The organism is Gloeocapsa sp. PCC 7428 (assembly GCF_000317555.1).
Taxonomy (GTDB): Bacteria; Cyanobacteriota; Cyanobacteriia; order Cyanobacteriales; family Chroococcidiopsidaceae; genus Chroogloeocystis.
The window spans coordinates 123,796-148,977 of record NC_020051.1 but is presented as its reverse complement, the minus strand read 5'-3'; the positions used below and the strand labels follow the sequence as shown (position 1 = coordinate 148,977).

Below are 25,182 nucleotides of genomic sequence, written 5' to 3'. Positions count from 1 at the left end.
TTTCTCCAAACGATTATGTCTCAGCAATCGCAGATATCGCTAAATTTACAACCATTTGATGCTGCAACACAGCCTGTTTCTGCTGAACTGGTGTTAGCTTCTAGCAAGGGCAAAACCAACGAAACCAGCAGCGAGCTACCCCTACCTCCTATTTGGTTGAAGCGGTTTGCTTGGTGGTTTCGGATCGGGCTAGGACTCTTTTTGTTGATTTCTTCTCTGTTAGGACTCACTGGATGCAGCGTAGGTGCCGGTGGTGTTCCTTGGCAACAAGCAGCCGCGTTAGTCCCTGAACCCGTGTTAGAGCAAGTCATTGCTCAAAACAGTACATTAAGTGGGAAAGCGGTTGGGCAGCTCGTTCAGTCAATGCAAGGCTGGAAAGTCAATGGCAGTGACGGTAAACTAGTTGTACTCAACTTCAACACGCCAGACTTGTGTGGCGCATTAGGATGCCTCTACAGCGGTGTGTGGTTAAGGAAAAATCAGCCAGCCACTCAGGTTTTTTCAGTTTACCTCGATCCCAATTTACCGAATGGACAAGCCTTATTTAAAGCTAGCGATCTACCTCAACAAAACCAAGTGTTGCCTTGCTTAGAAGTGGTTCAGCTTGACAAAACGCAGCAACAGCTCGTGCGCCAAACTCACCTGTGCTTTAACGGGCAGCAGTACCAAACTGTTGATGGCGTACTGTTGAAAAACGCCAATTCAACATCTACAAAATCTCCATCCCCAATTTCTTCTAAATCGCGTTATTCACGCAATTCAAGTACAGTTCGTTAATTTACATTAAGTAAGTCATTCATTTGTATGGGCACAATTCACGTTCTCCCACGATAAACTGGGGGCTTAGTTGACATTGTAATAATCATTCCACAAAAGCGCGTTACTCTCTTTTGAAGATGGTTAAAGCAGGAGTCAGTAGCAAAATAAATGTGGCGATCGCTCAGCAGCAAAACTCTCCTGAAGTTAACTGGCTGTGAAAGCCCTTCCACAACCAATTAACTAAACGGTGCTAGTTAGTCTTCGTCCTCCTCGAAGTCAAACTCATCGTCGTCTTCATCCCCTTCATCGTTGTCAAGCACCTCTTCGGCTTCTACATCGAGGAAGTCATCGTCAGATTCATCAAACTCGTCTGAGTCTGCTACTTCTGGCTCGCTGGAGCTAGAAGGCAGTACCGGAACAGGAGATGAAGTTTCAATGAAACCAATAATCTCCTCTCGCTGGCTTGTTAGCTGCTGATAGGCGTTGACACTACCAAAGTAGAAGATTTCCTCAAAGGTTTTCCAAGAAGGTTTGTTACGAATGACAGTGATGCAACAGGGATGAGTTTGGTCTGAGCCTCGGTCTTCAGCTACGAATTCGAGGTCGAGGATAGCACAGGCGTGCCACGCATCGCCCTTGCCAGAATAAGTAATTGGCTTGCTGGACGCATTTCGGATTTTCTTTTTGGTACAGTAGTCCACAAACGCCTTTTCCAGTTGTCGTCTGAACTTGCGGATGGCTTTGTTGAATTCCTTACGAGCAATTTTGCGCCAGCTAATTTTGATCGCAGCAACAGTGTGCAGGGGTTGGTTGTCATCATCCAGAAAGATAAAGGCATAATCCGAGCGGATTTCCATCGTTTCTGGATCGTAGTCATCTCGTTTTTCATCGTAAAAGCCGACGAACTCAGGTAACTCGTCTCCCTCTGATTTTGTTTGGATGTAATCCTTACGTTTGCCCAGAATTAACACGCGGGCTTGGGTGAGGAACAGTCCCGTGACTCGGTTCTTGCCGAATTTGCAGGTGGTCAAGTCATCTTCATCTGGGAGATTGGTCCAACCTGCTTCCTCCAACTGATCGAGCGGGATGAGAATGCCAGCTGGTTCATCATTAACTACAATGCCATAAGCCATATCGGGGGGATGAACTTCGTTGTGTTCTTCACCGAGTACTTCTGGGGAAAGCTGGTAGTTGGGATCGACTTTAGCCGCTTTGGGTTTAGGCTTTGATGCTTGCTTCGATTGGGCTTGGGATGCACCAGAAGATGCGGCTCTTGCTGATGGCTTTGCCGAATTATTGCGTACAGAGCGATTGGAGGTTGATTTGCTGGTTCGAGCCATATTTATGCTAGTAATTCTGCCTAATAAAAAGGCGTTAGCCGTTAATTTGATCGCTTAACTGAATGCACGCAGTATTGCTATGATTATCAAAATTTCAACAAAGCTTTACGTGCAGGAAGTGCATCATGATTAATACTGGGTATAATTAGCAACAAAAGTTTTTTTACTACCGTGAATCATCTGACTTATGAAGTCGCGCCATCTCCAACGCTGGCGTCAATTGACTTAGGCAAAATATTTCAAAAGTACAATACCCCTGAAGGCTTGGCTATGATTGGGGGACTGCTGTTTCTAGTGGCGCTCTTCCGCGTGGCAGGTAGCACTAAGGGCAAGATTTCCACTGGACGGCTGGCAGGTATTTCAGAAAAGCTTTCAGCGACTAATCTGGCACTCAAGCAAATAAACATTGTTCGGGATTTGCAAATTTACAATCGTTCTGCTAGAACGCAAACTGAAAATGCTGTCCAACCAACTAGTTCTAAGACTAAAAAATCTGAGCCTAGCTCACCAAAAAAGCCTGCCCATAACCGCATGACTCTGTGGTGTGGTATGCCTCGCTACTGGTGGAATGGTACAGGTAAAGGATTCGTTGCTCGACTACAAACTATGCTAGGGGTATCGCCTACGGTTTGGCTCCCCGATGCCCAGCGGAGTATGCTTGCGATTGGTGCGCCAGGTTCTGGTAAAACATTTGGCTGCATTGATCGAGCGATCGAAAGTGCGTTTGCTCAAGGGATACCCACAATAATCTACGACAAGAAAGGAGACCAAATGCGGTTGCACGCACCCTTGGCTGCCCGCTATGGCTATAAAGTATTTGTGTTTGCTCCTGGCGAACCGTTTAGCGATATCCTTAACCCGTTAGACTTCCTGCGAGATGAACGAGACTCCGTCATGGCAGGAGAATTAGCGCAGGTCATCAACCGCAATGCATCAAGTGGCGGTAAAACAGATGAATTCTTTTCTAAAGCTGGGGATTTGCTAGCTAAAGGCTTACTTCAGCTAGTGAAAAGCCCTGAAGCCAAGTTTCATGACATGGCGATGCTTTATGCGATTCTGCGCTTGCCTGGACTAGTCAAACGTTTAGACTATGCCGTGCAACAAAAACAAATTGACGAATGGATCGCAACCAGTTTCAACCAATTTTTATCAAGTAAGGATGCTGAGAAAACTGTTGCAGGCATTCAGACTACGGCGACAGGTACTTTTTCTTCATTCATCCAGGCTGACCTGCTGCACGCATTTATGGGCAGTTCTACAATTCCAAAACGGATTGAAGGCAAGCAGCTGATTATTTTCAAACTCGATGACGAACGCCGCACAGTGATTGGACCGTTGTTAGCAGCAGCTATTCACTTGTGCATTGTTTCCAACTTGTCTGTACCCCGACGCGACCCGCTCGCCATCTTCTTAGATGAGTTACCGTCAATTAAGTTGGATAAGCTGCCGCAGTGGATTAACGAGTACCGTTCTAATGGCGGTTGCTTCGTGTTAGGAATTCAGTCGCTCAACCAGCTCTACGAAACTTACGGAGAGAAGATGGGCGCTGCGATCGCATCGGCATGTTCTACTCACATCCTCTTCAACCCTGGCGATGCTAAAACCGCTGAAGAGTATTCCAAGCGGTACGGGGAAAAAGAAATTAAGCTGAAAAATCGCTCTACAAGTAGCTCGGCAAACTCGCAGTCGGTAAGCTGGAACGAGTCACTGCAAAAAATTCCTCTATTTACGGTAGACCAAATCTTGAAGTTCACTGAAGGTTGGTGCGTGATTACCAACCCTGGTTACCGAGTAGGTAAAGAGGGTTCGGTTCCTTACGCACTGAAAATTCCGGTTCCTAAGTCAGATGAAACACGAGCAGAAGAGTGCGAGCAGTTGTGGGATTCTCACGTGCGACCTGCGCTCTCAAGACGAGTGCCACCACCCGATCCGGAAAAACTCACACGAGAACTGCTTTTACGGGTAGAACACGCCAAGAAGTTGTTGCCTGATCCACCAGAAGAGGGCAGTCAAACCCCACCACCCTCAGCTGCACCACCACGGGGGACTACACCAAAACGATTTTCGGCTGAGCGCACTCCACGCTCTAATGTTAATGCTCTAGACTTCATCGCACCTGACACTGGACAAGAAGCAAGTTAGAAAATCATTCTAGTAGGTTAAAGCTGCTTGTAGAGCCTGCGAATTATCCGTGCTGTTTTGCCTGTAAATTGAACAACCCATTGCTTGTGACTATTGCTCACCTTGAATAACTCTGTGCTTTTAGCAGGACGAAGCAAGCCCGTTTCAGGGTTTGGGATACATAAAGTTGCACCTGCAACTGGATAGCGATACCAAAACTCCACTGATTCGACCACATCTCCTTTTACTAGTTCTGTCAACGCTTGTGGATAGAAAACAATTTGACAGTTAGTTACATTAAGAACTCGGTTTTGCACCATGAGGCTACGACCTTTGACAATCCACTTGACTAAAACAGACTGCTGAACTCGAACAGGTTGAGTGGTTTGAGTGGTTTGTCGCATTGCTTTAGTTAAAACAGTTTTGCTGGTGCATCTTTTAATTTACTATCTATTTAGCAGCAATGCGGCAACAGGTCGCAGTTTTTAGCAATCAAAGCGGTAATCCTACTAGACTCTGTAGGTGTTGTGCTGTCTGGTTGAATGCTTGGTGCAGTTTTGCTGGAGAATTTGACAAGTCTAATTGTTGTTGAGTCTTTTTTATTGCGATCGCTTATCCAAATCCTGTTTGATTTGCAACCACTTATTAACATCTTTAGGCGTGAGATTCTTAGCTAATTCTAATTTTTCAGTTGGCTCTGCCAGATTAACTTTTATCAATATTCCACGTTCGTCTATGGCAGAAATTAGCAAGGTTTTTGCTTGATTGTCGAGCGTCAGCTTGTAATCTTTTGTTTCTAATTCTTCTAGACTTGGACCGGTTTCTTGAGTCGGAACCAAAGCGTAGGGAGCACGCCCTGCTTCTAATAAACGGCGAGCAATAGGTACGATCGCTGCTGCTCGTTCCCGTTGGGGTGGGTATATGGATCTAGTGTTAAAATCTGTAGAGCTTGATTGTTGTTCTATAGATCGTTGAGGTTTGTATGATACTTGAGTGGACTCTGTGCTAGCCATCGATTCTGGCGTACTTTCTAGCTTTAAAATCCGCTTAACTGGTTCTTGCAAGAGCGGAACGTCATTTTGCACAATATCCCAGATTACTGCTTCTCTTACTTTAAAATAACCATGAGCTAAGAGATTTCGTAATCTGCCAATGTCTTGCCACTCAACTTCTGGATAGCGTTCGCATACTTCTTTGGGTATGTTTAAAACAGCCTCCCCAATTATTTCTAGATTGCGAGCCACCGCATCAAAAGTACGTTCGTCAGCTATGAAGTCATCAAAGCTCATACTGCAAGTGTAGCGCTGAATCTTATTAATGCTTTTGATAATATCTTCTAAATACAATCTGTAATCACGCAATGGGGATGATGTCCTTTTCTACATTAGAACGAATTTCTGGTCTGAGCGTATCCCAATCAACTAAATCAACTTTTCTCCCTAATAAGTCTTCTAGATAGCGATTGAGTTTTACATAGTTCCGAAAAGTTGGCGTTCCTTCAAACTCCACCAAGATGTCTACATCACTATCTGGTCGAGCTTCGTCCCGTGCTACAGAGCCGAATAGTGCTATAGCTTTTACTCCAAATTGAGCAATCTGCTCGGAGTTTCTAATAATTGAAATTATCACTTCTTCTGGGCTAGGAATACTGTGATTTTGAGGCTGGCTTTCCCTATCAAATTGAACTAAGTTAATAGGAATAGCATCCTCCATAACCTTTGGAATAATTTCTGGTCTGAGCATCTTTAAATCTGTTAAATTTACTTTTCTTTTGAGTAGTGTTTCTAAGTGTAGTTTCAAATCTATGTACATATCAAATGTCGGCTCAGTAAAAAATTCTACTAAAATATCTACGTCGGCGTCGCTATTAGGTCGAGCTTCGTTCCGTGCTACGGAGCCAAATATTGCTAGTGATTTGATGCTAAACTTGGGGTAATCGGGAGCTAAACTCACAAGCTTGATTATCGCTTCCTCCGCACTCAACGGTTTTAGCTCTGCTTGTGCTGAAGGTAGAGTGTTTGAGGCAGCAACTTCTAGAATGCTTGTTTGCTTTGGAGCTTTTTGAGGCTTTTCAACAGGGTTCATAACTGCGATTTTTAATTATTACTCGTTGTTCGTACTCCGTGAATCAACCTAAGTCGTGCCTGGGGCTAATAGCTAGAGCAAAACTGGAATTAAGAAGTTGAATCGGCGGTGGCGATCGCACCGCTCAGCTTTTCTAGTAACGCTCCCAGCACGACCCTGAAGCATACACTTGCAGTTGTGTTGGCGAAAGCGTTTAGCATTGGTCTGGGTCTTTAAGAGAGTGTGCCGTGCTGCCAAACTAGATTGTAACCTCTGGGATCGTTTCCAAGTCTAGCATTGGTGTTATAGACTGCTCAACTTGTGGTCGTACTGGGGTTTCTTCAAGGGACTGGTTAACGATCTGACTCAACCATAGCTGGGTTTGAGCGTGTTGCTCTTGGTTCCAACCTATCTTCACTCTACAAACTGGTTTGGAGGGATGTAGGGCTAAGATGATAAGTTGCACTAGCTGGGGGGACACAGAGTATTGCTCGCACGCTGCCCACAGCTTAATTCTGTCTTGCCAAATTAACTTTGGACGGCGAACTGCCCACTCGTAGAGCCTAGGAATGCCACGCCTGAACCCCAGATTAGTATGAACTTGAATAAATGCGTTCTCGGCAAGAGGTGCAACAATCTGGGTATCAATCAGTAGTTTCCTTTTGGGTTGAAACAATTCGGGAGCAAGTTTTTTCATCTGACGCATCCAGCGCCCCATGTGTGGGTGAACCCTTAACAAGGGTTCAACGGGTAGCCCTAGAAACATCTGTTTCATGACAAGCTGAAAATTAGCTTCGTCTTGTTTGGTTGCATTATCATCTTTTACAACGGGTAGAAGTCGGTTCTTAGCAATTATTTGGTTAAGTTGAGGGATGGTAATTAATGACATTAATGGGCTGATCTTAAACGGTCCATCCCAAGAGCGGTAGCTGCGGCTACAAACTAGAAAATTAAAAAGCTAGCTGGAAATTCAATTTCCAGCTAGTAAGTTAACAAGTAGCATCATTAAGTAGTAAATAACTTAGCAAGCAGATAGAGTGCTTGATACAATCATCTCTGCTGTTCTCATCTAGTTTTCGTTTTTAGCGCGATCTCCTATTTTCGATTTCCTGAATTTTCTGGCGAATGGCTTCTTCCCCGATCCTGATGCTCTCCTCATCTAAAGGTGCTGGATACCACTTGGTATCAGGGCTTCTCTCCTGTTCTATCTTTGCAAAAAAAGCATCCCATGCTTCTTCATCATCTCGATGATCTGTCACATAAGTTCTGAGGTCAGCGCGGCTCATTTCTTTAAAGTTTGGTTTTGTCATCAGATGAATCTCCAAAGTCCGCCTTGAGGAATTTCTACTTCAATTTCGTCAGTTTGTACTTCGGTGCCTGCTTGGATGTACACAATTTGTCTCCTTGTGTCATATCGAAATACATAAATAGCTCGGTAGCTGTTTGAGAGCATTTGACACACTCGCATGCAGGCGAAAGCTTGTTCTACTGTCGGCAAATTTGTCTTTCCTCCATGTTAGCTGAACCGCGCTTGTATCCCTACTTCTTAAGCTTTTACCTTAGGGCTGGAATGAGAACGCGGTGTTTGTGTCTAGGTACTTGCCTTTCTTTTAAACTTAAATGTAGGAGCTAACCATTTACTGTTAATTACAGTGCAAGGGACAATTTTTACGCAGTGGCAGCGAGTGCCTCAATTAGTTGGGCTTTCTTCATTTGCATAAATCCTCTAACCTTGCCTCTAGCTAAACTTCTCAATTCTTGAACGGTCATAGCCGCATAATCAAGTCGGGGCGGCTTTACGAGTGAGATCGCCCGAACTTTTGCTAGTTCGATAACGTCTTTGTCACGCGCATCAGCAATCTCATCTACTAAGGTAATTTGCGATAAAAGCCAGTCCAATGTGGCAATTTGCGGCTGTGGATCAACGCCTGCTTTAGTAAAGTTAGCATCACAACAAATACTTTGGCAGCAGTCTGTTTTTAAGCGTGGCTGCATGGGTAGCGTTGTATGATAGGGTCTTACGATGTAATCTACAACCATAGCTAGAAACGAAAACATAGCGATAAATTCGATAACAAATGTCAGAAAGTCTTGGATTGCAGACATCTTGAAACCTCCTAATGCCGATGATTTAATAATTCGCATCGATGCCCTTTGTGATGGTCTTGACCTCTGTCGTAACGCTTAACAAAGGGTTGTGATTCGATGATTCAGGTAGAGTAGCGAACGAAAATGATGTAGAGATCAGCAGTTCAACAAGTATCTGTAGTAACAGCTTCCTTTCACTCCTAATAAGTAAGTAAGCAGCAGTAGCGGAACTTCCACCAATGCTAGTTAGGGCTAGGAGGGGCGATCGCCTCCAGCAAAACTAACCCCAACTGCTTGAGCAATGCAGTGTTACCATCCGGACAACCATGTTGGATCAGGCACTTGGCACATCCAGTTGAGCAATCGCAGCTGCGGGCGATCGCAGCTGCCGCACGAGCAAGTTCAGGCAATTGCTTGAACACAGCTTCTGAAGCACCATTACCACCGTCCGCCTCATCGTAGAAATAGCCCACATAGATGGAAGTTTCTCCCAGTTCTTTGGAAGTGGCAAAATTCACTTCTTTGGGGTCAGCCCGTACAACCAGTTGCAATGCCTGCATGATTTGATGCCCGAAACTGTGCAACGCAATCAAATTACTGGGATGCTCCCAAAGTTGTTGATAGCCTGGTGGAATGGGTAGCCCAGTACGGCTCAAGCTAAGGCGAGTGGCTTTAGCAACTTGTTCGATCGCAGCCTGGGCTTGTTGATTCAAAATCACTTTCACCATTGGTGTAGAGAACTGCACTCGGTAAGGCTGCTCAAAGTTTTCTTCTGCCAACGTCTCAGTAATAATGGCTTTACGAGTTGCCTTGCCGCAAGATGGGCATTGACGTTTCCCTGGCAGCGGCTCTTTGTAGCTCAGGCATCGCTTGTTTAAGCAAGTTTGCTCGTAGATTTGATTCATCAAGCTATAGCCACTGGTGATGTAGCTGACTTGTCCAAAGCTGAGTTCCAGCTTCATCGCAGGGGTAAATTCTTTCTTTTGTTCGCGATCGCATTCGTGTAGTTCTTGGGGCAAGAGCAAGGGAACTTGCACTGGATCGGTTAGGAGTTTGATGCTGCTAGTTTCAAATTCGGTGTTAGCAACTGTATATAAGGAGTTATCTGCCGCCTGCTTCAAGATTGCCCGCCGACCTTGCAAATCCAAAGATATGCAATTGTATGCGAGCATTTTTCCATCAATATCTTGTCGTTTGTAGATTGCTCTAGGGTGAACCTCTCGATAGGCAATGTCAAGAGAGACTTCCTCCAGTTCTTCCCCTGATTCGGCATCTACCAACTTTATCGTGCTTTGAGTAGCTCCGCCGCGAAAATTAATGTCAATATGAGGGTTGCCTTTCGTCCATAGCCCATTCCTACCTTTGTTGAGATGTCCCTGTGACAGGAGCAGTTTCGCGACTTCAACCGCAGCACTGCCAAAGTAGTGCTTAATCTTGTCTGTGGGAATGCCTGTTTCTGCTGCCGCACACATGAGGTGCTTGGCGGCAAAGATGGGATACTCGTCATTGAAAGACACTTCTTCTGCTTCCCCAGATACCAGCATTTCAGGGTGTTCTGCCACATAAAGGTCGATAGGGTTGAGGGCATTGAGAATTAGCACCGTCAATCCAGGCGCTTGTCGTCCAGCTCTGCCCGCTCGTTGCTGATAAGATTTTTTTGACCCAGGCCAACCCCGAAGTACGCAGCACTCTAATTCAGGTAGGTCGATTCCAGCTTCGAGGGCATCTGTGGCAACAATCCATTGGATAGTTCCAGCTTGAAGTTGCTCTACCACCTCAGCTCTACGTTCTGGCGTGATGCCGCTATAGAATGCAGACACCTTAGCAGATTTCAGCAAACCCGTTAGCTCTCGCACGCTTCTGCGCGAATTACAAAACGCGATCCCCGACTTACCCTGTGACAGCAAGAATTGAATAATCCGAGCGGTGTCAGCAGTAAGATTGTGACTGGGGTGAGTTACTACAATTCGCTTGGGAGGGACTGCTGCTCCGCTCTTGCGAATCCAAATAATGGGTTTGAGGTCGCGTTTAGTTGGCTTCAGGGCAGAAAGCTTTTGGGCAAGCTGACGGGGGTTGCCGCAAGTTGCACTCAAGAAAATGAATTGCAGCTGCTTCGAGTCTCCGCCGTAGCGATCTACTGCTAGTTTGATGCGACGAATGAGCCACGCCATATTCGCCCCATAGCTGCCTGAAAGAGTATGAGCTTCATCAAATGCAATATACCTCAGCTTGCTGTAAAAACCTGCCCATCCTTCTGATTTCCAAGCTTGCCGTAGTTGGAAATGAATTAGCTCTGGCGTAACTGCCAAGATATGAGGGTTGCTAGCTAAAATCTCCGCTCGCTTGTCTTGCTCTTTGACATCGCCCGTAATCATTCCCAGCCTGGGTCTGACTTTCTGAGGGATTTTAGCTAGAAGGCTAGAAACCTTATTGTACTGGTCTGCTGCTAATGCTTTAAACCCATAAAACACCAATGCTCGATGTCCTTGCATGCAACCCTCAATCATGCCAGGATAAATACTCAAGGTTTTACCGCTGGCGGTTGGGGAAGTCAAAATTAAGCTTTTCCCAGCTCGAATTGCTTGCAGGGCTTTGAGTTGATGCGAGTAAAGCCGATTGATTCCCTGCTCGTGGAGGGCGTTTGTCAGTTCAGGAGGCAAGTCGCCTGGAATGTCTCGCAGAGTGGGTTCTTGAGCTTTTGTGGTGGTCTGCCAAAGTAGATCGTCGCCTAGAAATTCAGCAATATCTGCTGGTTCTGTTGTTTGGGATAAGCTTGAATTTTCTGGAATGGGTTGGGTGGCAGGAGTCCAAAAGCTCTGAAGCAGAGCGCCATAGTTAGGTGTTGACATGGGGATTTTTTAGCATTTTCTTTAACTACTAAAAAAATCCCCATAAGGGGGAGTTAGTCCAACTGACTCCGCAACAGCGAAATGCGCCTTTGGTGGTGGATGGTGCGATCGCTTGTCAATTCTGGATTGCGGCACCAAGTCGCATCATTATGCTCAAAACACTGTACAACTCATTCCCAGGACTGAGAATTGAAAACACCCTTGACAAAGCGTACTGTGGTGTACCAGAACGAGTTAGCTTCAGGAAAACGAAACTACCGCCATTTGTGATTAACCCAAAGGTCGGTTTATCTACCTTTGGAGACGCTAACATATAGGCTAGTGCCTGCGCTCTAGCAGCCTCTAGAGAGAATTCTGCTTTTTTGGACTCAATGACCAGTATCCACAGCTGGTCGTTCAGCACTAGGACGTCAATACGACCCTTGACGACAATCCCTTCATCTTCAGCGGTAAGTAAGATTGATGTTTCTGTCTCAATTCTAAATGGGGATTGATAAAACCCCGCTAAGTCAAGCAATGGAGATAGAACCACCATCTTGACCGCATCTTCTAGTAGGGGTGGGTATTCAATTAAGTTGCGATAGTTGCTCTTTACCCGGTCAAGTGATCGCTTTTCTTCTTCTGCGATCTCCGGTAAATCATCTTGCCATTCACGGAAAAACTGTTCATCTTCAGTTTGGGTAAGGCTGAATTTAGTCCTTAAGTCGTGTAACGTAATATCAATGGCTTGAAGGGTTTGAATCATAAAAAAAAATGGGAGTGTGAAAACCCAGCGGCTGATTCGCCCTGGGAGGAAACACGACTTTGGGCAACTGTTAAGAAGTACCCTTTGAACAAATGCTAACTAATTATCTCCTAAAGAAACTCCAGATATCGCTGTGACAATCATAAACAAAGTATAAATGCCCACAATGTCTATGTTGTGAACGTTGTGGGCGAAATAACTGAAACAAGGGGAGCGTCAATTGAACAATCGAGCTACTTTGAGAAAAGCTGGCAGCATGACTTTTGTGCTTGCACCCTGTTTTAGTTCAACCTCCAGTTCAAACAACCAAATCACAGCAGTAGCCAAGGCTTTGATAGAGGCGGCTGCAACATCCTTTTTCAGGTAATAGAGCCGATTGGGATTGCCAATTCCACATAATTGGGCAATTTCTACATCTTTCCGCTGCACTCGGTCTTTGAGCACACTTTTCACCCATAACCAAGTCAGAAATTGGGTCTGGAGCGTAGCAACGATCGCCAGCGGTACTTCAGCACGAGACAAAAGATCGTGAGTCAATTGGACGACCCTAGTTGAGTCGCCACATCTGGCTGCTTCTGCCAATTGGAAACTGGTTTGAGTATGGCAGGGGACTAAAGCCTCTACTTCCGATTGACTCAGGGATTTGCCTTGAGCGTAGACCCTTAGCTTGTTTAGCTCTGATGCTACCCTAGCGGAGTCGTTACCGATCGCAACAGCCAAGTAGGTGACGACTGACTTAGACAGCGACAGCTTCATAGCTTTGGATCGCGCTGCAATCGATTGAGCGATTAGATCGGTGCGCCAAGGCGGGAGCAAGGGATATTCTGTCAACTGCCCGTGTTTGAGTAGAAATTTAGCAATTTTCAGCCGTTTATCTAACGAGGCGGCGGTGAATACTAGATTGGTGTTTGGTGGTAAGTGGGGAAGGCACTGCAATAGCTCGAACTGCCATTCCCCAAATTGAGTGACAGAATTGAAGTTGCAGTCTTTGACTACCACCACCTTTAAACGATCGGCGACGGCTGGCGTGCGAGCGGTATTTAAGGCTTCGTCAAGTTGCGTCGGGCTGAAGGCGTGATAGTTAAATGTCAGCCAGTTGGGATCGAGCTGGCGCTTGAGGGCGGCAAGCTGTTGACTGATAGCATACTCGTCCTCTCCAATTAACAACAGCACTGTCATGCGCTCAGTCTCCGATGAGATCTAGCATTCGCATTGGCAGCAGTACGAACAAATACTGTAATGGGTTTAGGGTATTGGGTCACGCGCTGGAGCAGACGGGCGATCGCCTCTTTGTTAGCTTCAAACTTCTCCAAGTAGGTTGGGGCTACCTCCAAGATAGCTTTGGAGCCATTGAGCTTAACGAGAGTAGCTTTAGACAGCAGCATCCGGTTGTTGGATTTAGCGCTATTGATCGCAGAATGCCAAATTTCGTTAAGCGTAGGTTCTGCGGTTGTAGTCGTCAGCTTTGTGAAAATTGGCTGAGGCTCTTGTTGCGTAGCTGACATCAAATTCAGCAAACAAACTTCCAGCCATACTCCGGCGTTGATGGACTGTCGGAGCTGGAGTTCTGCTTTGTGCAGTTGTACCAAAACTAGATTGAGCGTGTCGAAGCTCCACTTGGCTGCTAGTGACTTGAGCTGATGGTAACTGACTACACCTGTTAGCAAGCTCTGCTCTTTAGGAGCAGATTGAAGAACGAGCAAATCTCGAGAGGTTTGCAGCAAGCTGTTAAGAATCAGCGTCGGCGTTTTACCTGCATCCACTAGTTCTCTGGCGGCTTGCAGGAGTTGTAAGGTGTTGCCAGCAGCGATCGCCTCAACGATCGCGAGCAGTTCCGATTCGGTGGTTCCACCTGCCATTTCAATTACTTGGTTTGCCGTCACGCCTTCACCCAACAACCGCACCTGAGACAGCAATTGCAGGGCATCTCTAAGTCCCCCATTAACGATGCGGGCGATCGCCAACAGTGCATCGTCACCGATCGCAATTTCTTCACTCACAGCTACTTTGCGTAACTGCGTTGTAATAGTCCCAATAGAGAGGGCGCGGAATTCAAATCGCTGAGTGCGGCTGATAATGGTAGGCAGAACTTTATGAACTTCGGTAGTGCAAAGCACGAACACTACGTGAGCTGGAGGTTCTTCAATGCATTTAAGCAGAGCATTTTGGGACTGGGTAGTAAGCTGATGGCATTCATCGAGAATGAAAATTCGGTAACGTCCTGCCACAGGTGCAAAACTGCTACGCTCAACTAGCTCTCGCGCATCATCTACGCCATTGTGAGACGCAGCATCAATTTCGCTCACGTCCAGGCTGCTGCTCGACTCAATTGAACGGCAAGATTGACATTGACCACAAGGGTTAATGGTCGGCTTTTTGCTCTCTAGGCAGTTTAACGACTTGGCAAAGATGCGGGCAGTGCTAGTCTTCCCCGTGCCTCTCGGTCCCGTAAATAAGTAAGCTGGGGCAATTTGTCTATTAGTAATGGCATTAGCTAAAGTTGCTTTGACGTAGGGTTGTCCTACAAGGTCTTCAAGGGTTTTAGGTCTGTAAGCTAAATGAAGGGCTGCGCTCATAGTTTTGGTTGTGAAATTGTAAATTGCTCCCCGATAGGGGATAGCCAGAAGCCTGTGCCTGAACGGTCAAGCACAGGTGAAAAAATCAGCGCCTTGCATCAACCAGAATTTGACTGGGCGTTGTACTCTTGCTTCGCCTTTTCTAGATCGTAGAGAGGTAGGATAAAATAGGTTGCGTCGATAGCAATTTCGGGAAATTCTAAATCCCCAGCTGGCTTGAGGCTAACAGGGGTGTAGGGTCGATCCATCGTGAAATTCACTGCCGTACTGCTTAAAGCCTTTAGAGCATCGATCAGGTAGTTGATATTGAACTGAATCTCAAATTTTCCCAGCTCATCAGGGATTGTGGCAGACACAGTTTGAGTGCCTCTGCCGTAATCCCGCTCAATCGTGAGATAGATTTCTTGCGTGCTGCTGTCGAACAGGAGTTTGACAGCGTTCTCCTTCTTACTTGCCAAAGCTGAAAGGCGATCGAGTTTGGAGAGCAAGGCATTGGTTTCGATTGCTACTTGCTTGGGATACTGATATCGCTCGACCAAAGCTTGGCAATCCGGATAGGTATCTTCCAAGCATTGAGAAATTATTTCTTTTTGGAGCTTTTTATCGCTAAACTCAAACAGAACGCGCTTTGATGGGGCATCATAGGCAAACCGCAGCCACTCATCAACTTCAATTTTCTCTAAGTTGCGGGTTAGTTCTTTAAGTGTCTTGGCTGGAATGATGCAAGTTTGATCGCTCAAGTGGGACTTAGCTCGCTGCTTTCGCCCGATCCCATTCGTGGACAGAGCAATCAGGGCGACTTGGTGTCCGTCGGTTGCAGTACAGCGCAGCTGCCCTCGTTCGGCACTGTGTAACCACTGCACGCCTGTCAGGATTTTCTTAGAATCGTCCGTACTTGCTGCAAAGATGACTCCTTTCAAACCAGCCTTGACTGCTTTGGCAGGCAGAGAAACCAAATTGGTTGTGGGTACTGAAATCTCTGGGAACTCTCCTGCATCCATACCATAGATTTCAACCGCTCCCCCCTGACTGTCTTCCAATAGCACGACGGGGCTAGAGTTAGTTTCCTGTGCCTCTGTCTCAGCCTTTGATTTTGTCTTGCGGTTTTTGGCAGCGACTGTAGCGTTCAATTGAATCAGGGTTGTTTCACCTGTAGGACACTTACCCACAACACTTACTAAAATTTCAGCAGGCAAGGCGATCGCCCCACCCCGTAGCACGTGCGCTTCAAAGGCAGCACTCAGAGTTAGGCTGATGTCAGAGGCAATGAGCTTGACCTTGTTCTCCTGCTCGTCAGCGATCGCCAGAATATTAGCTAGAACGGGTTGCAGGGGTTTAGTTGGGACGGCAGCTTTGACAAAGGCTAAAGCCGAATCGAGCGCTTCTTGCTGGCAGATGACGTGCATTCCTTGACTGGCGGCAAGATCGTTAGATGCTGACTTAGCTGGAATCGATCCATTGACAGCATCGGATTGGCTCAATAGATCGGGTTGCTCAATTGAATTCAGTTGTTCATCGGATTCAACCAACTTTTTGCGCTTTGTTTGCTTCGCCGTCTTACCGTTGTGCCGTTCTAATTTAGCTGGAGTAGTAGTAATTTGAGTTGCCCCAGCTACAGCCGATTTAGCATTCTTGTTAGTCTCTCCCGTGGATGAGGTATTGGTTTGCTTAAGTCTAGTTACGCTCATATTTTTAAAAACCGATTTGCCGTGCTACGCTGCGGTAGCAGTGAGAAAGGTGCAATCCGTCGGATTGAGCGATCGCACCTGTTGATTCGCCAACTTTTGATCCAGTCTTGCAAGATTACTATTTAACGATAAACACCCGTTCTCTAGCCCGCGTCGATCCTACATACCAAAGCCGATTGAGTTCCCGCACGCTGCTGAGTTTTCCGTCCAATCCTCGCTTGTTTAAATCGTTTGCATCGATGGCGACTTCATCAAACGTAGACCCTTGCGAGTTGTGAACCGTGAGGGCAAAGCAGGGTCTGACGTTGGCAAACGTTTCTAGATGCTTGTAATACTTCTGCCAGAAGAAGGGGTTACTTTTGGCAGATTGCATTAGCTGTTGAGCTTCAGCATCAAACCGCTGCCGTTCTTCATCATGTAGCACGTAGATCTGCCGCTTTATGTCGTTGTCAGTGGTGGCGATCGCCCGCCATACTTTATAACCTGCGTAGCGGTCTTCGCAGTAATCTGTAACGACAAACTCGCTGGAGGTTGGCAGAATCACCGTTTTCCCGTCTGGGGCGACTATAGGATCGCGAGCGATTAGCCGTTCGCCGATAACAAACCGAGCGGCATTTACGCCGTAAAGGTGGGTACGAATATGGTGGTTATACCAGTCCACCTGCTTATTCGTCCAACAGAGAATTCTAAAGCAGTCGGGGTTGTTGTCAAACTCGCTCTTCATTTTCTTACAGGCGTAATTCAAAAGTGTCTGCTGCCGCACGACGAATACACCATTTTGCTTGTCCTGCGAGTATTTTGGGCAGGGCTTAAACGGCTGCTTGCTTTTCGTAACAGCTTGGCGGCAGGTTGTGACGAATTCCAGCAGAGGACTGTCAGCTCCTTGTCGGACTACCTGCTTCAGCACTGCCCGATTAGTCACGCTGAAACTGGGAGACTTCTTCTCGTTGACTGGATTAAGCTGCGCGGGATCTCCCATCAGCACGATTTTGAGTCGAGGTGCATACAGGCTAGCCACGTCTTCAATCCAATGCCAGAGCTGCTCGCCAATCATGGAGCATTCATCAATGAAAACGATATGAAAGGCATGAGCATAAGATGAGCCAGTCCGTTCTAAAACTTTCTCGCCAGCTCGCGTCACCATCCCTAGTCCTAGCAACTGGTGAATGGTGAAGAAGTCTAGCCCAGCAAGTTCGTTCTTAGCTGCCATGCGCTGGAGTACGTTTACAGCTTTATTGGTGGGAGCGGTCAAAGCAATTCGCTTGCCTACGCCGACCAATGCTTTAACTAGCAGCGAAACCAAAGTAGTATTGTGAGTCACGATGCAGTGCTCTGTGACGTAAAGTCGAGAGGGATGTTCTACAGCAATGCAGACACACTCTTGCTCTGCTTCAGCTTCGACTGAAACAATGTATCGAGCTGGAGCATAGCGAGTTTTTGGTTTCACGCGATCGCGCTTGCGAGGCAGATGAAAAGGATTGATATCTGGGGGTAGGCAAATTGAAAGTCTATAGCATAAACGACCAGATGCTGTGTTTCTTGTTTGTATTGGGCAAATACCACCCAATGATTCAACTAAACTTCTTACATCCGCAGCCAGCTGGGGTGAACTAGTTGCAAAGGATGTCTCATAGCCTTCCTGCGAGACAGTACCATCTGTGTCCATCAATCCACGTAACAGCTCCAAGCGCACTTCTTTTGAGTTAATTAAGTAGCATTGGGGAATGAATTTTTCATAGGAGTACTTGCCCCACAAACCTAAAGATTTCAAGGACTCTGTTAGTGGATTGTGTCGATATTGCCCTCGCCACTGAGTACCTACAAAACGATATTCTCTCTGAATTATAATTCTCATATCCACATCTTCGGGAATTATCTCTCGGCAACGAGTAATAATTTCTGCATCGTTGGTTGTTAACTGGGGTGTATTGCTTGTTAGTCCTCCATCTCCCAGTAGGCAACCGAGTAAGTAAGGAGCTATTGGAACGGTGGAAGGTTCAAAGTCAGCGCACTGCATTACTGGAATGCGATGATTGCTTTGCAGCCCGTTTCTAGCTGATAATGATGCAGCAATTTCTCGCGTAGTTTTGACTCGTCCCTTCTTGGGTTGAGGGATTCTTCCCTTCTTTTGTGCTTTGTAAACTCTCACGCGGTTGGCATTGCGTTCGTGATAGCTTTCAGTTAGCCACAAATGATCGTAGCAGCACAAGGTGGAGCTGCCATCGTTAAACTTAATCCTGGCTACGGGTTTAACTCCTTGAGGGAAAATCCCAATGACTCGTGTGCGAGAACCATCGCCAGCGATCACAAAGTCGCCAGGTTTGAGCTGACCAATTGGTATCCATCCCGTAGGAGTGAGGACGGGGGTATGAATAGGTTGAGCTTTGCCAGTCCCTGCATAGCCGCCCAGCAAAAATAAGGTTTGGTCTGAATCTAAAAATTCGAGAATCGCCTTCAATGCCTGCTCTTGGTCGCAAGTTAATTGAAATGGGAGTTGAGGAATCGAGAGGATCTGTGCGGTCATAGGTCGAGTGTTTGAAATTTCCAAACACCCCCACGCGGTAGCGGTTCACTCAACTTTCTTGGTTTTCTCCAATTCCTCTTTTCTTTCCACTTCCAAGCATTGTGGGGTGGAGAGCGCCGATAGGTATGTCATCTCAAGGATGCTGTGGGAAAATATAGCGGTTTATGTTTTCTACACTGAATTGGGTAAATTTGTGAAGAACGCATGAAATATTTGTAACCAAAAATACGGCTGTTATATTGGTATTGCTGAATTTAGATTTTGTTATCGAACTGCCTTAGTTATGTTTGGTACTTCTTCTCAAGAATTGACGCTTGCAAGTTTAATGTAAGTTTTAATACTTGTATGGCGATAACTAAAGTTTTAGCTGATGGTAGTCTGAGCGTACCTGTTTTCGACGCATCTTACGAAAACGGGAAAGGGCGATTTTTATCCGAACCATTTACCTTAAAGCACTCAATTCTGGCTCAAATGTTTTCGCCAGAAGACTTGAAGTCTTTGGTGATGGTTAAAATCGACGATGCTAATCCCAATCCCGATCGCCTTCGCAACCGCACTTTTGAAGACGGTCAGAAGCGGTTCTTTGCATTTAGTTCTGGGCAAAACTATTATTTTGCTAGCAAGAACTTAAGAGATCGAATTCGAGATTTTTTTCAAACCGAGCCAGACACCGCTTGTCGCTACGGCTCGTTGCTGACTAGCGATTGCTTTAAGGGTACTCAAACCTTTGAAAACCTGCGGGTCAAAATTGTCGATCGCCAAGACCCAAAGTATGCAGAGTATAAAACAGGGGATTGTCACGGCAAAATTTCTCCCAAACTGGCGAAGGTATTAGGTGCGAAGACGAACGCACCGTTTCAATTTCGCTTGGCTTGGAAATCAGATTGGGCTGTTGATGAAAAACTAAACCTACCCAGTTTTCTATCGAAAGGGACATTTCTGCCTGATCGCAATTTGACTGAAGGAAAAGGGTATGACTTGATTCTGGATATCTCCTCGATCAAAGGAATTGAAAAGTCCCAACTGAAAAAGCTGATCCCCTGTGGAGATTACGAATTTCCTCAAGCCGTGCTGGGTAATCGCTCCAATGCCAAAGTCACCCAATACAACAATAGTTGGCAGTTCACCATTTGGTTTTCTGAGGATGCAATACGGCAGGACTTTGAACCTGTTACGCTCAAGAAGGCTCAGCAATTAGCTTCCTTGCAGCGCGACCCCCTGGCTCTAGCCAAATACATTGTTGCAGAGTATGACAAAAAACAGGGACGCGATCGCGCCTTTGGGAATCGCAGCCAATCTGAAGATTTGGATTTACAAATTGAAGACTCGGACTTGGATGAGGATGTGTCTGCCAAAGAGCAGGAAGCCCGAATAATTTCCCTGCTTCGAGCAGATAAGTATGGGCAGCTTTTGGATGCGCCAAAGGTTGCAGATTACCTGCGCGATTATGTAGCTAACAAATGGCGAGACCTAGCGGTTAAGACTGGATTTACACACAGTTCTGGTATGGCAATGCCAGCTCCAGAACTAAAGCAGGGAACGATTTGTGCGCCTCACTTACCAGAAGGAGACACGATCGTTACTCGCTATCCAATTGTTTCAAGGGACAACATTCGACTCTATAAAAATGTCCATTACCCAAAATTGATAAAGACTAAAAATGTGGTTTGGATTAACCCATTGGATGCAGAGAAATATCACCAGGCAGACTTTGATGGAGACCAGTTAATTGTTACGTCTGCTATTAAAATACCTAACATTGCTAAGGAGGTGCGTCGAGCTGGAGAACCCGCTGAGTTCATGGAAGTTAAGCAACGCCCAAAGCTATCTTACATCGATGTTTTAGATGAAGAGGGAAACCGCAAATACACTAATTTAGCAGAGGTAGCGGTTGCTAGCTGCCAGAACAAAGTAGGTCAAGTAGCACTTGCCATTGGGCGAGTGCAATCTTCCCTACCTAATGAAAATGAAAACCCAGCTTTATTTGAACGCAAAAAGCGGAAAGTGTTAAACCGTTTATTTGCTGGATTGCAAATTGAAGTAGACTATCAAAAAAGTGCAGAACGAATTGAAGATGTTAAAGAATTAGAAGGAATTTCAGACTTTAACGGTCATCGGTTACTAGACGATGCTAAAAAGTGGGCGGACGCTCATCCATGTCACTTTTTTAAATTTCATAAAGATGACCGAAGTTATCGCACCTTTACTATTCCTGCTGAAGAAAAAGCCGCAGTTAATGTTATTCCTAGAGAAGTGGTTAATCCTTTGTGGTCAGCGACTCAAATTCGGAACCGCAGCCGTGAAGAATTTCGTTATTTATTTCCCAATCCTATGACTGAGGGAGCAGATGAAGATGAAATTGACTATTGGAAAGAAAATTACTTAAATTGGGCAGAAGAATTAAAACTTAGGTTTGAGGAGTCTCGCAACGAAATCAAAGAAAGAGTTGGTGAAGACTCAGAAGCATTTAATAAAGAACTCGGTAGATTGTACGATTCCTACAGAGCAGAAATTGCAGAGCTTTTTGTCGAACCAGAAGAACGCTCTGCTGCTGCCAGTGCGCTTTGGTATAGCCAGCACAGCAGACCAGAACGTAGAGGAGCCGAAGAAACGTGTCTTAAAATTGCTAAAAAGCTGAAGATAACTTTTGGGTTAGAAGTTGATTACGAATTGCCTAACGAAGCGCTACCTCGCGATGCTTATGTTCTCAGCATTCCCTTTGGAGATGAAGCACTTAAGTGGAAGCAGTCTTTGGATGAACGGGAAATTGAGTATACGGCAATGATCAATTCCGAGCTGCCGATGGTTGATTTTGTGTTCAAAGATTTATCTCCCAAGGTGATTGAAAAGTTAGAAGCAAGATATGGAAATAACTTTAATGGCTCAGAACAACTTAATTTACCCGATAAACTGTGGATAGTTGCACCACAAAACTATAACTGGGCAATGTCACGCACTCAACCTGGTGTTGGAGCTTTAGTTTATAACTTGTTTACCGATGAAATCTGCCAGCAACTTGAATCCACGCAGATCGATCAGATTCAAGTTTTAGGTATTAAACATAATGAATTTGCCGCAGAGAACTTGAATTCGCGTCAGTGGAGAAACCAATCTATTGACTTTAAGGTTGATACGCTTAAGTTAGAGCCAGATAATCCCAATTACTACCGTTACAATGGTACTCCTGCTATTGCTATTGACGGTAAGATTTTAGGCACTTTTTCACCAGAGACACCAAAGCTGCCGATTGGGTCAACTTTCAGCGGCACTATTGAGCCAGAAGGATCTAAAGTCACGTTGCACGTCGATCCCGAATCGGTTTGCTTACCAGTTATTGCGATTGCCTCTGGCACTGCGCTCCGCGCAATCGCATCCAAAGAAGAATCAAAACAAGCCGATTTTCCATCTCCTCCAGAGCGATCAAGCAACAAAGCTGATACTAACTTTAGCGAGCAAATTCATAAACGCCAGCTCCGATCCCAAAACAGGAAGTCTACAGCAATGGTGTCTAATTTAAAAGAACAATCCACTGTAATGGACAAGCTTATTGCTGGCGTATCAGCGGCGTATGCACAAAAGTGCTTGAATCAAGGAATCAAGCCAGACCATGAGAAGCCAGTCCGAGTTGGAGTGGGAAGTTGGGATGCTTATGTCGAGGCATCGGGTGACACGCGGATTCGCGGTGGGCTAGAAGGTGAAGCTAAACGAACGATCGCTCAGTTTAATTTACACACCGTTGCAGTAACTCATCCTTTGTCTCCAGTGCTAACCAAGGCGTTTGAGCAGATGTTGAAGCAATACCAACGGCTTGATCAACAGCAGCCCTCCAAGTTTACACGCACTTTACATTCTTCTTCAGAATATCAAAAGTTTTTGAAAAAAAAGCAAACTGAATTGGATTAGACTTGGCAGTGTAAATACTGCTTGCTAAAGTATTATTTATAGCAAAAAGAATAAATAATAAAGCAGAAAAAGACTCATATTTATTGGCTTCAAATATGATGATTCCTACTAGGGTCAGCTATAGCCAAGCTGGTATCTAATGGAAATCTATGTATTTTAATATTTAGTATTTGCTGATATGACAAAAGCGAAAGCATCAAGTCATTCTGGTATAGGTCATCGTGTCCAGAAACAAAAACCTTGGTCAAACTTGACTGACCCTAAAAAGCTCAAGCACATTTCTAAATTAGTCGATAAAGCCCTTGAAACCGTCATTGGAGACGGTTCTATTTCATCATTGCAAGATTTTAAAGAATTTGTGGAGTCTTACAGTGAGGAACACAGCAGTCAACCAATTGCAATGGAGCTGTGTGAAGGTACAGACGGAGAAATTAGAGGCTTTCGGTTCTACCTCATCAGTAACCCCAAAGAACGCACTAGTGGTAAATATTTGGCACTGAACCTGCAAAAGCATGGGGTAGAAATTGATGAAAACAAATACACCCCCTCCGCAATTCTGGAGAGTTTAGGAATTGATGATGAGTTTGAAAGTGACGTTGAAGAGTTAGAAAAGTTTGAGAGTGAAATAGAAGATAAGTTTGAGAGCGATCGCGACTTGGAACTAGATGACGAACCGATCGCCCAGACTGCTAAACTGCCCAAACAACGTCAAGCTGGAAAACAGAACGGTAAAGGCAAATCTGCTCCAAAGCAGATTGAAGATTTTAAGCAGTCTCTCTCCGAGGATGAGTTAGACGATCTACTCAATGACACAGACCTAAATTTAGAGGTAGACGAACTAGCTTCTACACCTGTTAAAAGTGTTACTAAATCCAAATCGAAATCTAAGACCCAACCGAGCAACGGTAAGCGCCAACAGGATAACGGTAAGTTTCAAGACCAAAAAGATGACCGGAATGAAAAACCATCGCTCGACGGTCAAATTGTAGTTGAAGAAATTTCAAATATGGGTGCTAGAGCTGCGGTGTCTGGATACGAGGTCAACGGCATCAATGTTGCTGGATTGGCAACTCAACTTGCAGCGTTAGGGCTTGCGGTTGGAGAAAACGTTTTCAAATCATTGCAGAATACTGCTTCTAAACAACAAAAGCGTCTCCAGCAAATTCTAGATTTAATTCAGGAGCAGGCTGAACGAACTGAAGGGCTGATTCAACGAGAGCAACGATTGCGATCGTTTAATGCTATAGAACCTGGAGAAACCGAGTTAACACAAGCAGATAAAAGAGCAAGTCGCATTCTAGAAACAGTAGAGAAACAGGATCGGCGAACGCAGCAGCTTGCAGAACGAGCTGAACAACTACAAACAGCCGATCGGTCTGCTCGTACTGTTGACGATGATGAGCCTTCAACTGAGTCTGCTGAAACTTCCACTCCTAAGCGTCAGGTGCAAAATTCTCCAGCAGAAAATGCGGTTGAGGATAGCATCGGTGCAGCCACAAATCAACTGGCAGATAAAGTCAATCAACTGGGCGATAGTTTGGACGCAACATCGACACCTCTACCGCCCATTAAGCTTAACCCCAATGCCAGCCTGGACGACAAACTGACTCAAATTGAAGAATACCTCAATCGACTTGTCAAACGCATTGATGCTTTAGAGGAACGGATCGAAGCCCTAGAGCAACAAGCAGGAATCGACAAACGCATAGAGTCAGAGTTATTGCAGGAATCATCAGAGGGACGTGCTGCTATCTCGCAACAAACAACAGTGGCAAACACCCTCATGGCATTTGTTTACTCAGCACACACCGAAGATGCGCTCCAGAACGAAGATGTGCTGTGTTGCTCGCTGCCACCCGATCGAATAGTCTATGTAGATCGGTCTAGCACCGAGTCCATTAGTATTTCCTTAAAAGACAAAGCCGACCGCCAGCTCTTTACAGCAATTAGTGATGATGGCTCTAGCTGGAAAGTGTTGGAGGATTCGCTTTCTGCTAGGGAAATAGACAATATTCGCATCTTGCCACAGACCCCTGAAGCATTTGAGAAACAGCAGCTTGCTCAGGAGTTTGTTGTCAATTTCAAACAGCATTCCCCAGAATTTTTTAACGGTAAGGGCGAATCTGGGTTTATATTTACCGATGAAGAAGGAGTAAATAACTATGAATTTGAAGTAATGAAATCTAAGAACCAAAAAAGCTTAGTTGGATATGACTTGCTGAATGAAGGAGAGCAAGTTTTCAAAGCCACACTTACTCCTTCTGAAAAAGGTTCTAAATCGGAGTATTACAGAGTTGAACAATGCGATATTCCCACCCCAATCTTGGCATTGTTAAATGAATCTTTGGTTTTAGAGGCAGAAGCGGAGCAAGAACAAAAGCAAGACCTAGCTAAAGAGGCTTCTAAACCCGAGCGAAAGCCTACTCAATCACGTCATTATTCTGACAAAGAAATCGAAATGTAACGCAGCCATTTCTTAACAGCCAGCCTCAGCCCCTCCTACACTTCGAGAAAGGCTTTCTTTA

At 45.5% G+C, this 25,182-nt stretch carries 18 protein-coding genes; 4 read left to right on the top strand and 14 right to left on the bottom strand.

Annotated features, from left to right (window positions below; translation table 11 throughout):
• Positions 1 to 15: 15 nt before the first annotated feature.
• Positions 16 to 777: a hypothetical protein gene (locus tag GLO7428_RS26350; RefSeq protein WP_015328636.1), complete on the top strand. Its 762-nt coding sequence runs from the start codon at positions 16 to 18 to the stop codon at positions 775 to 777.
• A gap of 236 nt (positions 778 to 1,013) precedes the next feature.
• Here GLO7428_RS26350 and GLO7428_RS25260 read toward each other — a convergent pair whose 3' ends face one another.
• Positions 1,014 to 2,099, bottom strand: coding sequence for a DUF5895 domain-containing protein (locus GLO7428_RS25260; protein WP_015328635.1), 1,086 nt, complete (start codon positions 2,097 to 2,099; stop codon positions 1,014 to 1,016).
• 171 nt (positions 2,100 to 2,270) lie between these two features.
• Here GLO7428_RS25260 and GLO7428_RS25250 point away from each other — a divergent pair, with 171 nt between their 5' ends.
• On the top strand, positions 2,271 to 4,241 hold the full coding sequence (locus GLO7428_RS25250) for a type IV secretory system conjugative DNA transfer family protein (protein ID WP_015328634.1): 1,971 nt from the start codon (positions 2,271 to 2,273) through the stop codon (positions 4,239 to 4,241).
• A 17-nt stretch (positions 4,242 to 4,258) separates the two neighbouring features.
• On the opposite strand, the gene GLO7428_RS25245 is transcribed toward GLO7428_RS25250, so the two are convergent.
• The 13 genes from GLO7428_RS25245 to GLO7428_RS26345 form a co-directional block, all read right to left on the bottom strand.
• Complete coding sequence (locus tag GLO7428_RS25245; protein ID WP_015328633.1) at positions 4,259 to 4,624, bottom strand: hypothetical protein; 366 nt, start codon at positions 4,622 to 4,624, stop codon at positions 4,259 to 4,261.
• A 195-nt stretch (positions 4,625 to 4,819) separates the two neighbouring features.
• Complete coding sequence (locus GLO7428_RS27140; RefSeq protein ID WP_071882464.1) at positions 4,820 to 5,566, bottom strand: DUF86 domain-containing protein; 747 nt, start codon at positions 5,564 to 5,566, stop codon at positions 4,820 to 4,822.
• Positions 5,567 to 5,573: 7 nt separating this feature from the next.
• Positions 5,574 to 6,305, bottom strand: a complete 732-nt coding sequence (locus GLO7428_RS29325; RefSeq protein WP_015328631.1) for a nucleotidyltransferase family protein — start codon at positions 6,303 to 6,305, stop codon at positions 5,574 to 5,576.
• Positions 6,306 to 6,543: 238 nt separating this feature from the next.
• Positions 6,544 to 7,173 carry a hypothetical protein gene (locus GLO7428_RS25225; RefSeq protein ID WP_015328630.1) on the bottom strand — a complete coding sequence of 210 codons (630 nt, stop codon included), beginning with the start codon at positions 7,171 to 7,173 and terminating at the stop codon, positions 6,544 to 6,546.
• Positions 7,174 to 7,366: 193 nt separating this feature from the next.
• A complete protein-coding gene (locus GLO7428_RS25220; RefSeq protein WP_015328629.1) occupies positions 7,367 to 7,594 on the bottom strand; it encodes a hypothetical protein in 228 nt (75 codons plus the stop codon).
• The gene (locus GLO7428_RS25215) at positions 7,594 to 7,782 is read right to left on the bottom strand and encodes a hypothetical protein (protein WP_015328628.1); all 189 of its coding nucleotides are present in this window, start codon (positions 7,780 to 7,782) and stop codon (positions 7,594 to 7,596) included. The genes GLO7428_RS25220 and GLO7428_RS25215 overlap by 1 nt, the downstream gene beginning before the upstream one ends.
• A gap of 170 nt (positions 7,783 to 7,952) precedes the next feature.
• On the bottom strand, positions 7,953 to 8,390 hold the full coding sequence (locus tag GLO7428_RS25210; protein ID WP_015328627.1) for a hypothetical protein: 438 nt from the start codon (positions 8,388 to 8,390) through the stop codon (positions 7,953 to 7,955).
• Between the two features lie 224 nt (positions 8,391 to 8,614).
• Positions 8,615 to 11,221, bottom strand: a complete 2,607-nt coding sequence (locus GLO7428_RS25205) for a DEAD/DEAH box helicase (protein WP_015328626.1) — start codon at positions 11,219 to 11,221, stop codon at positions 8,615 to 8,617.
• A gap of 115 nt (positions 11,222 to 11,336) precedes the next feature.
• A complete protein-coding gene (locus tag GLO7428_RS25200; RefSeq protein WP_015328625.1) occupies positions 11,337 to 11,966 on the bottom strand; it encodes a type I restriction endonuclease in 630 nt (209 codons plus the stop codon).
• Positions 11,967 to 12,182: 216 nt separating this feature from the next.
• Positions 12,183 to 13,145: a DNA polymerase III subunit delta gene (holA, locus tag GLO7428_RS25195; protein WP_015328624.1), complete on the bottom strand. Its 963-nt coding sequence runs from the start codon at positions 13,143 to 13,145 to the stop codon at positions 12,183 to 12,185.
• Positions 13,142 to 14,542 (bottom strand): DNA polymerase III subunit gamma/tau, encoded by a 1,401-nt coding sequence (dnaX, locus tag GLO7428_RS25190; RefSeq protein WP_015328623.1) that lies wholly within the window; start codon positions 14,540 to 14,542, stop codon positions 13,142 to 13,144. Before dnaX ends, holA begins: the two co-directional genes overlap by 4 nt.
• Before the next feature lie 98 nt (positions 14,543 to 14,640).
• Positions 14,641 to 16,230 (bottom strand): DNA polymerase III subunit beta, encoded by a 1,590-nt coding sequence (gene dnaN / locus GLO7428_RS25185; RefSeq protein ID WP_015328622.1) that lies wholly within the window; start codon positions 16,228 to 16,230, stop codon positions 14,641 to 14,643.
• Between the two features lie 118 nt (positions 16,231 to 16,348).
• Positions 16,349 to 18,754 (bottom strand): AAA family ATPase, encoded by a 2,406-nt coding sequence (locus tag GLO7428_RS26345; protein WP_015328621.1) that lies wholly within the window; start codon positions 18,752 to 18,754, stop codon positions 16,349 to 16,351.
• A gap of 345 nt (positions 18,755 to 19,099) precedes the next feature.
• Between GLO7428_RS26345 and GLO7428_RS25175 the strand changes: the two genes are divergently transcribed.
• The gene (locus tag GLO7428_RS25175) at positions 19,100 to 22,657 is read left to right on the top strand and encodes a hypothetical protein (protein ID WP_015328620.1); all 3,558 of its coding nucleotides are present in this window, start codon (positions 19,100 to 19,102) and stop codon (positions 22,655 to 22,657) included.
• A gap of 178 nt (positions 22,658 to 22,835) precedes the next feature.
• Complete coding sequence (locus GLO7428_RS25170; protein WP_015328619.1) at positions 22,836 to 25,121, top strand: hypothetical protein; 2,286 nt, start codon at positions 22,836 to 22,838, stop codon at positions 25,119 to 25,121.
• Positions 25,122 to 25,182: the final 61 nt, after the last annotated feature.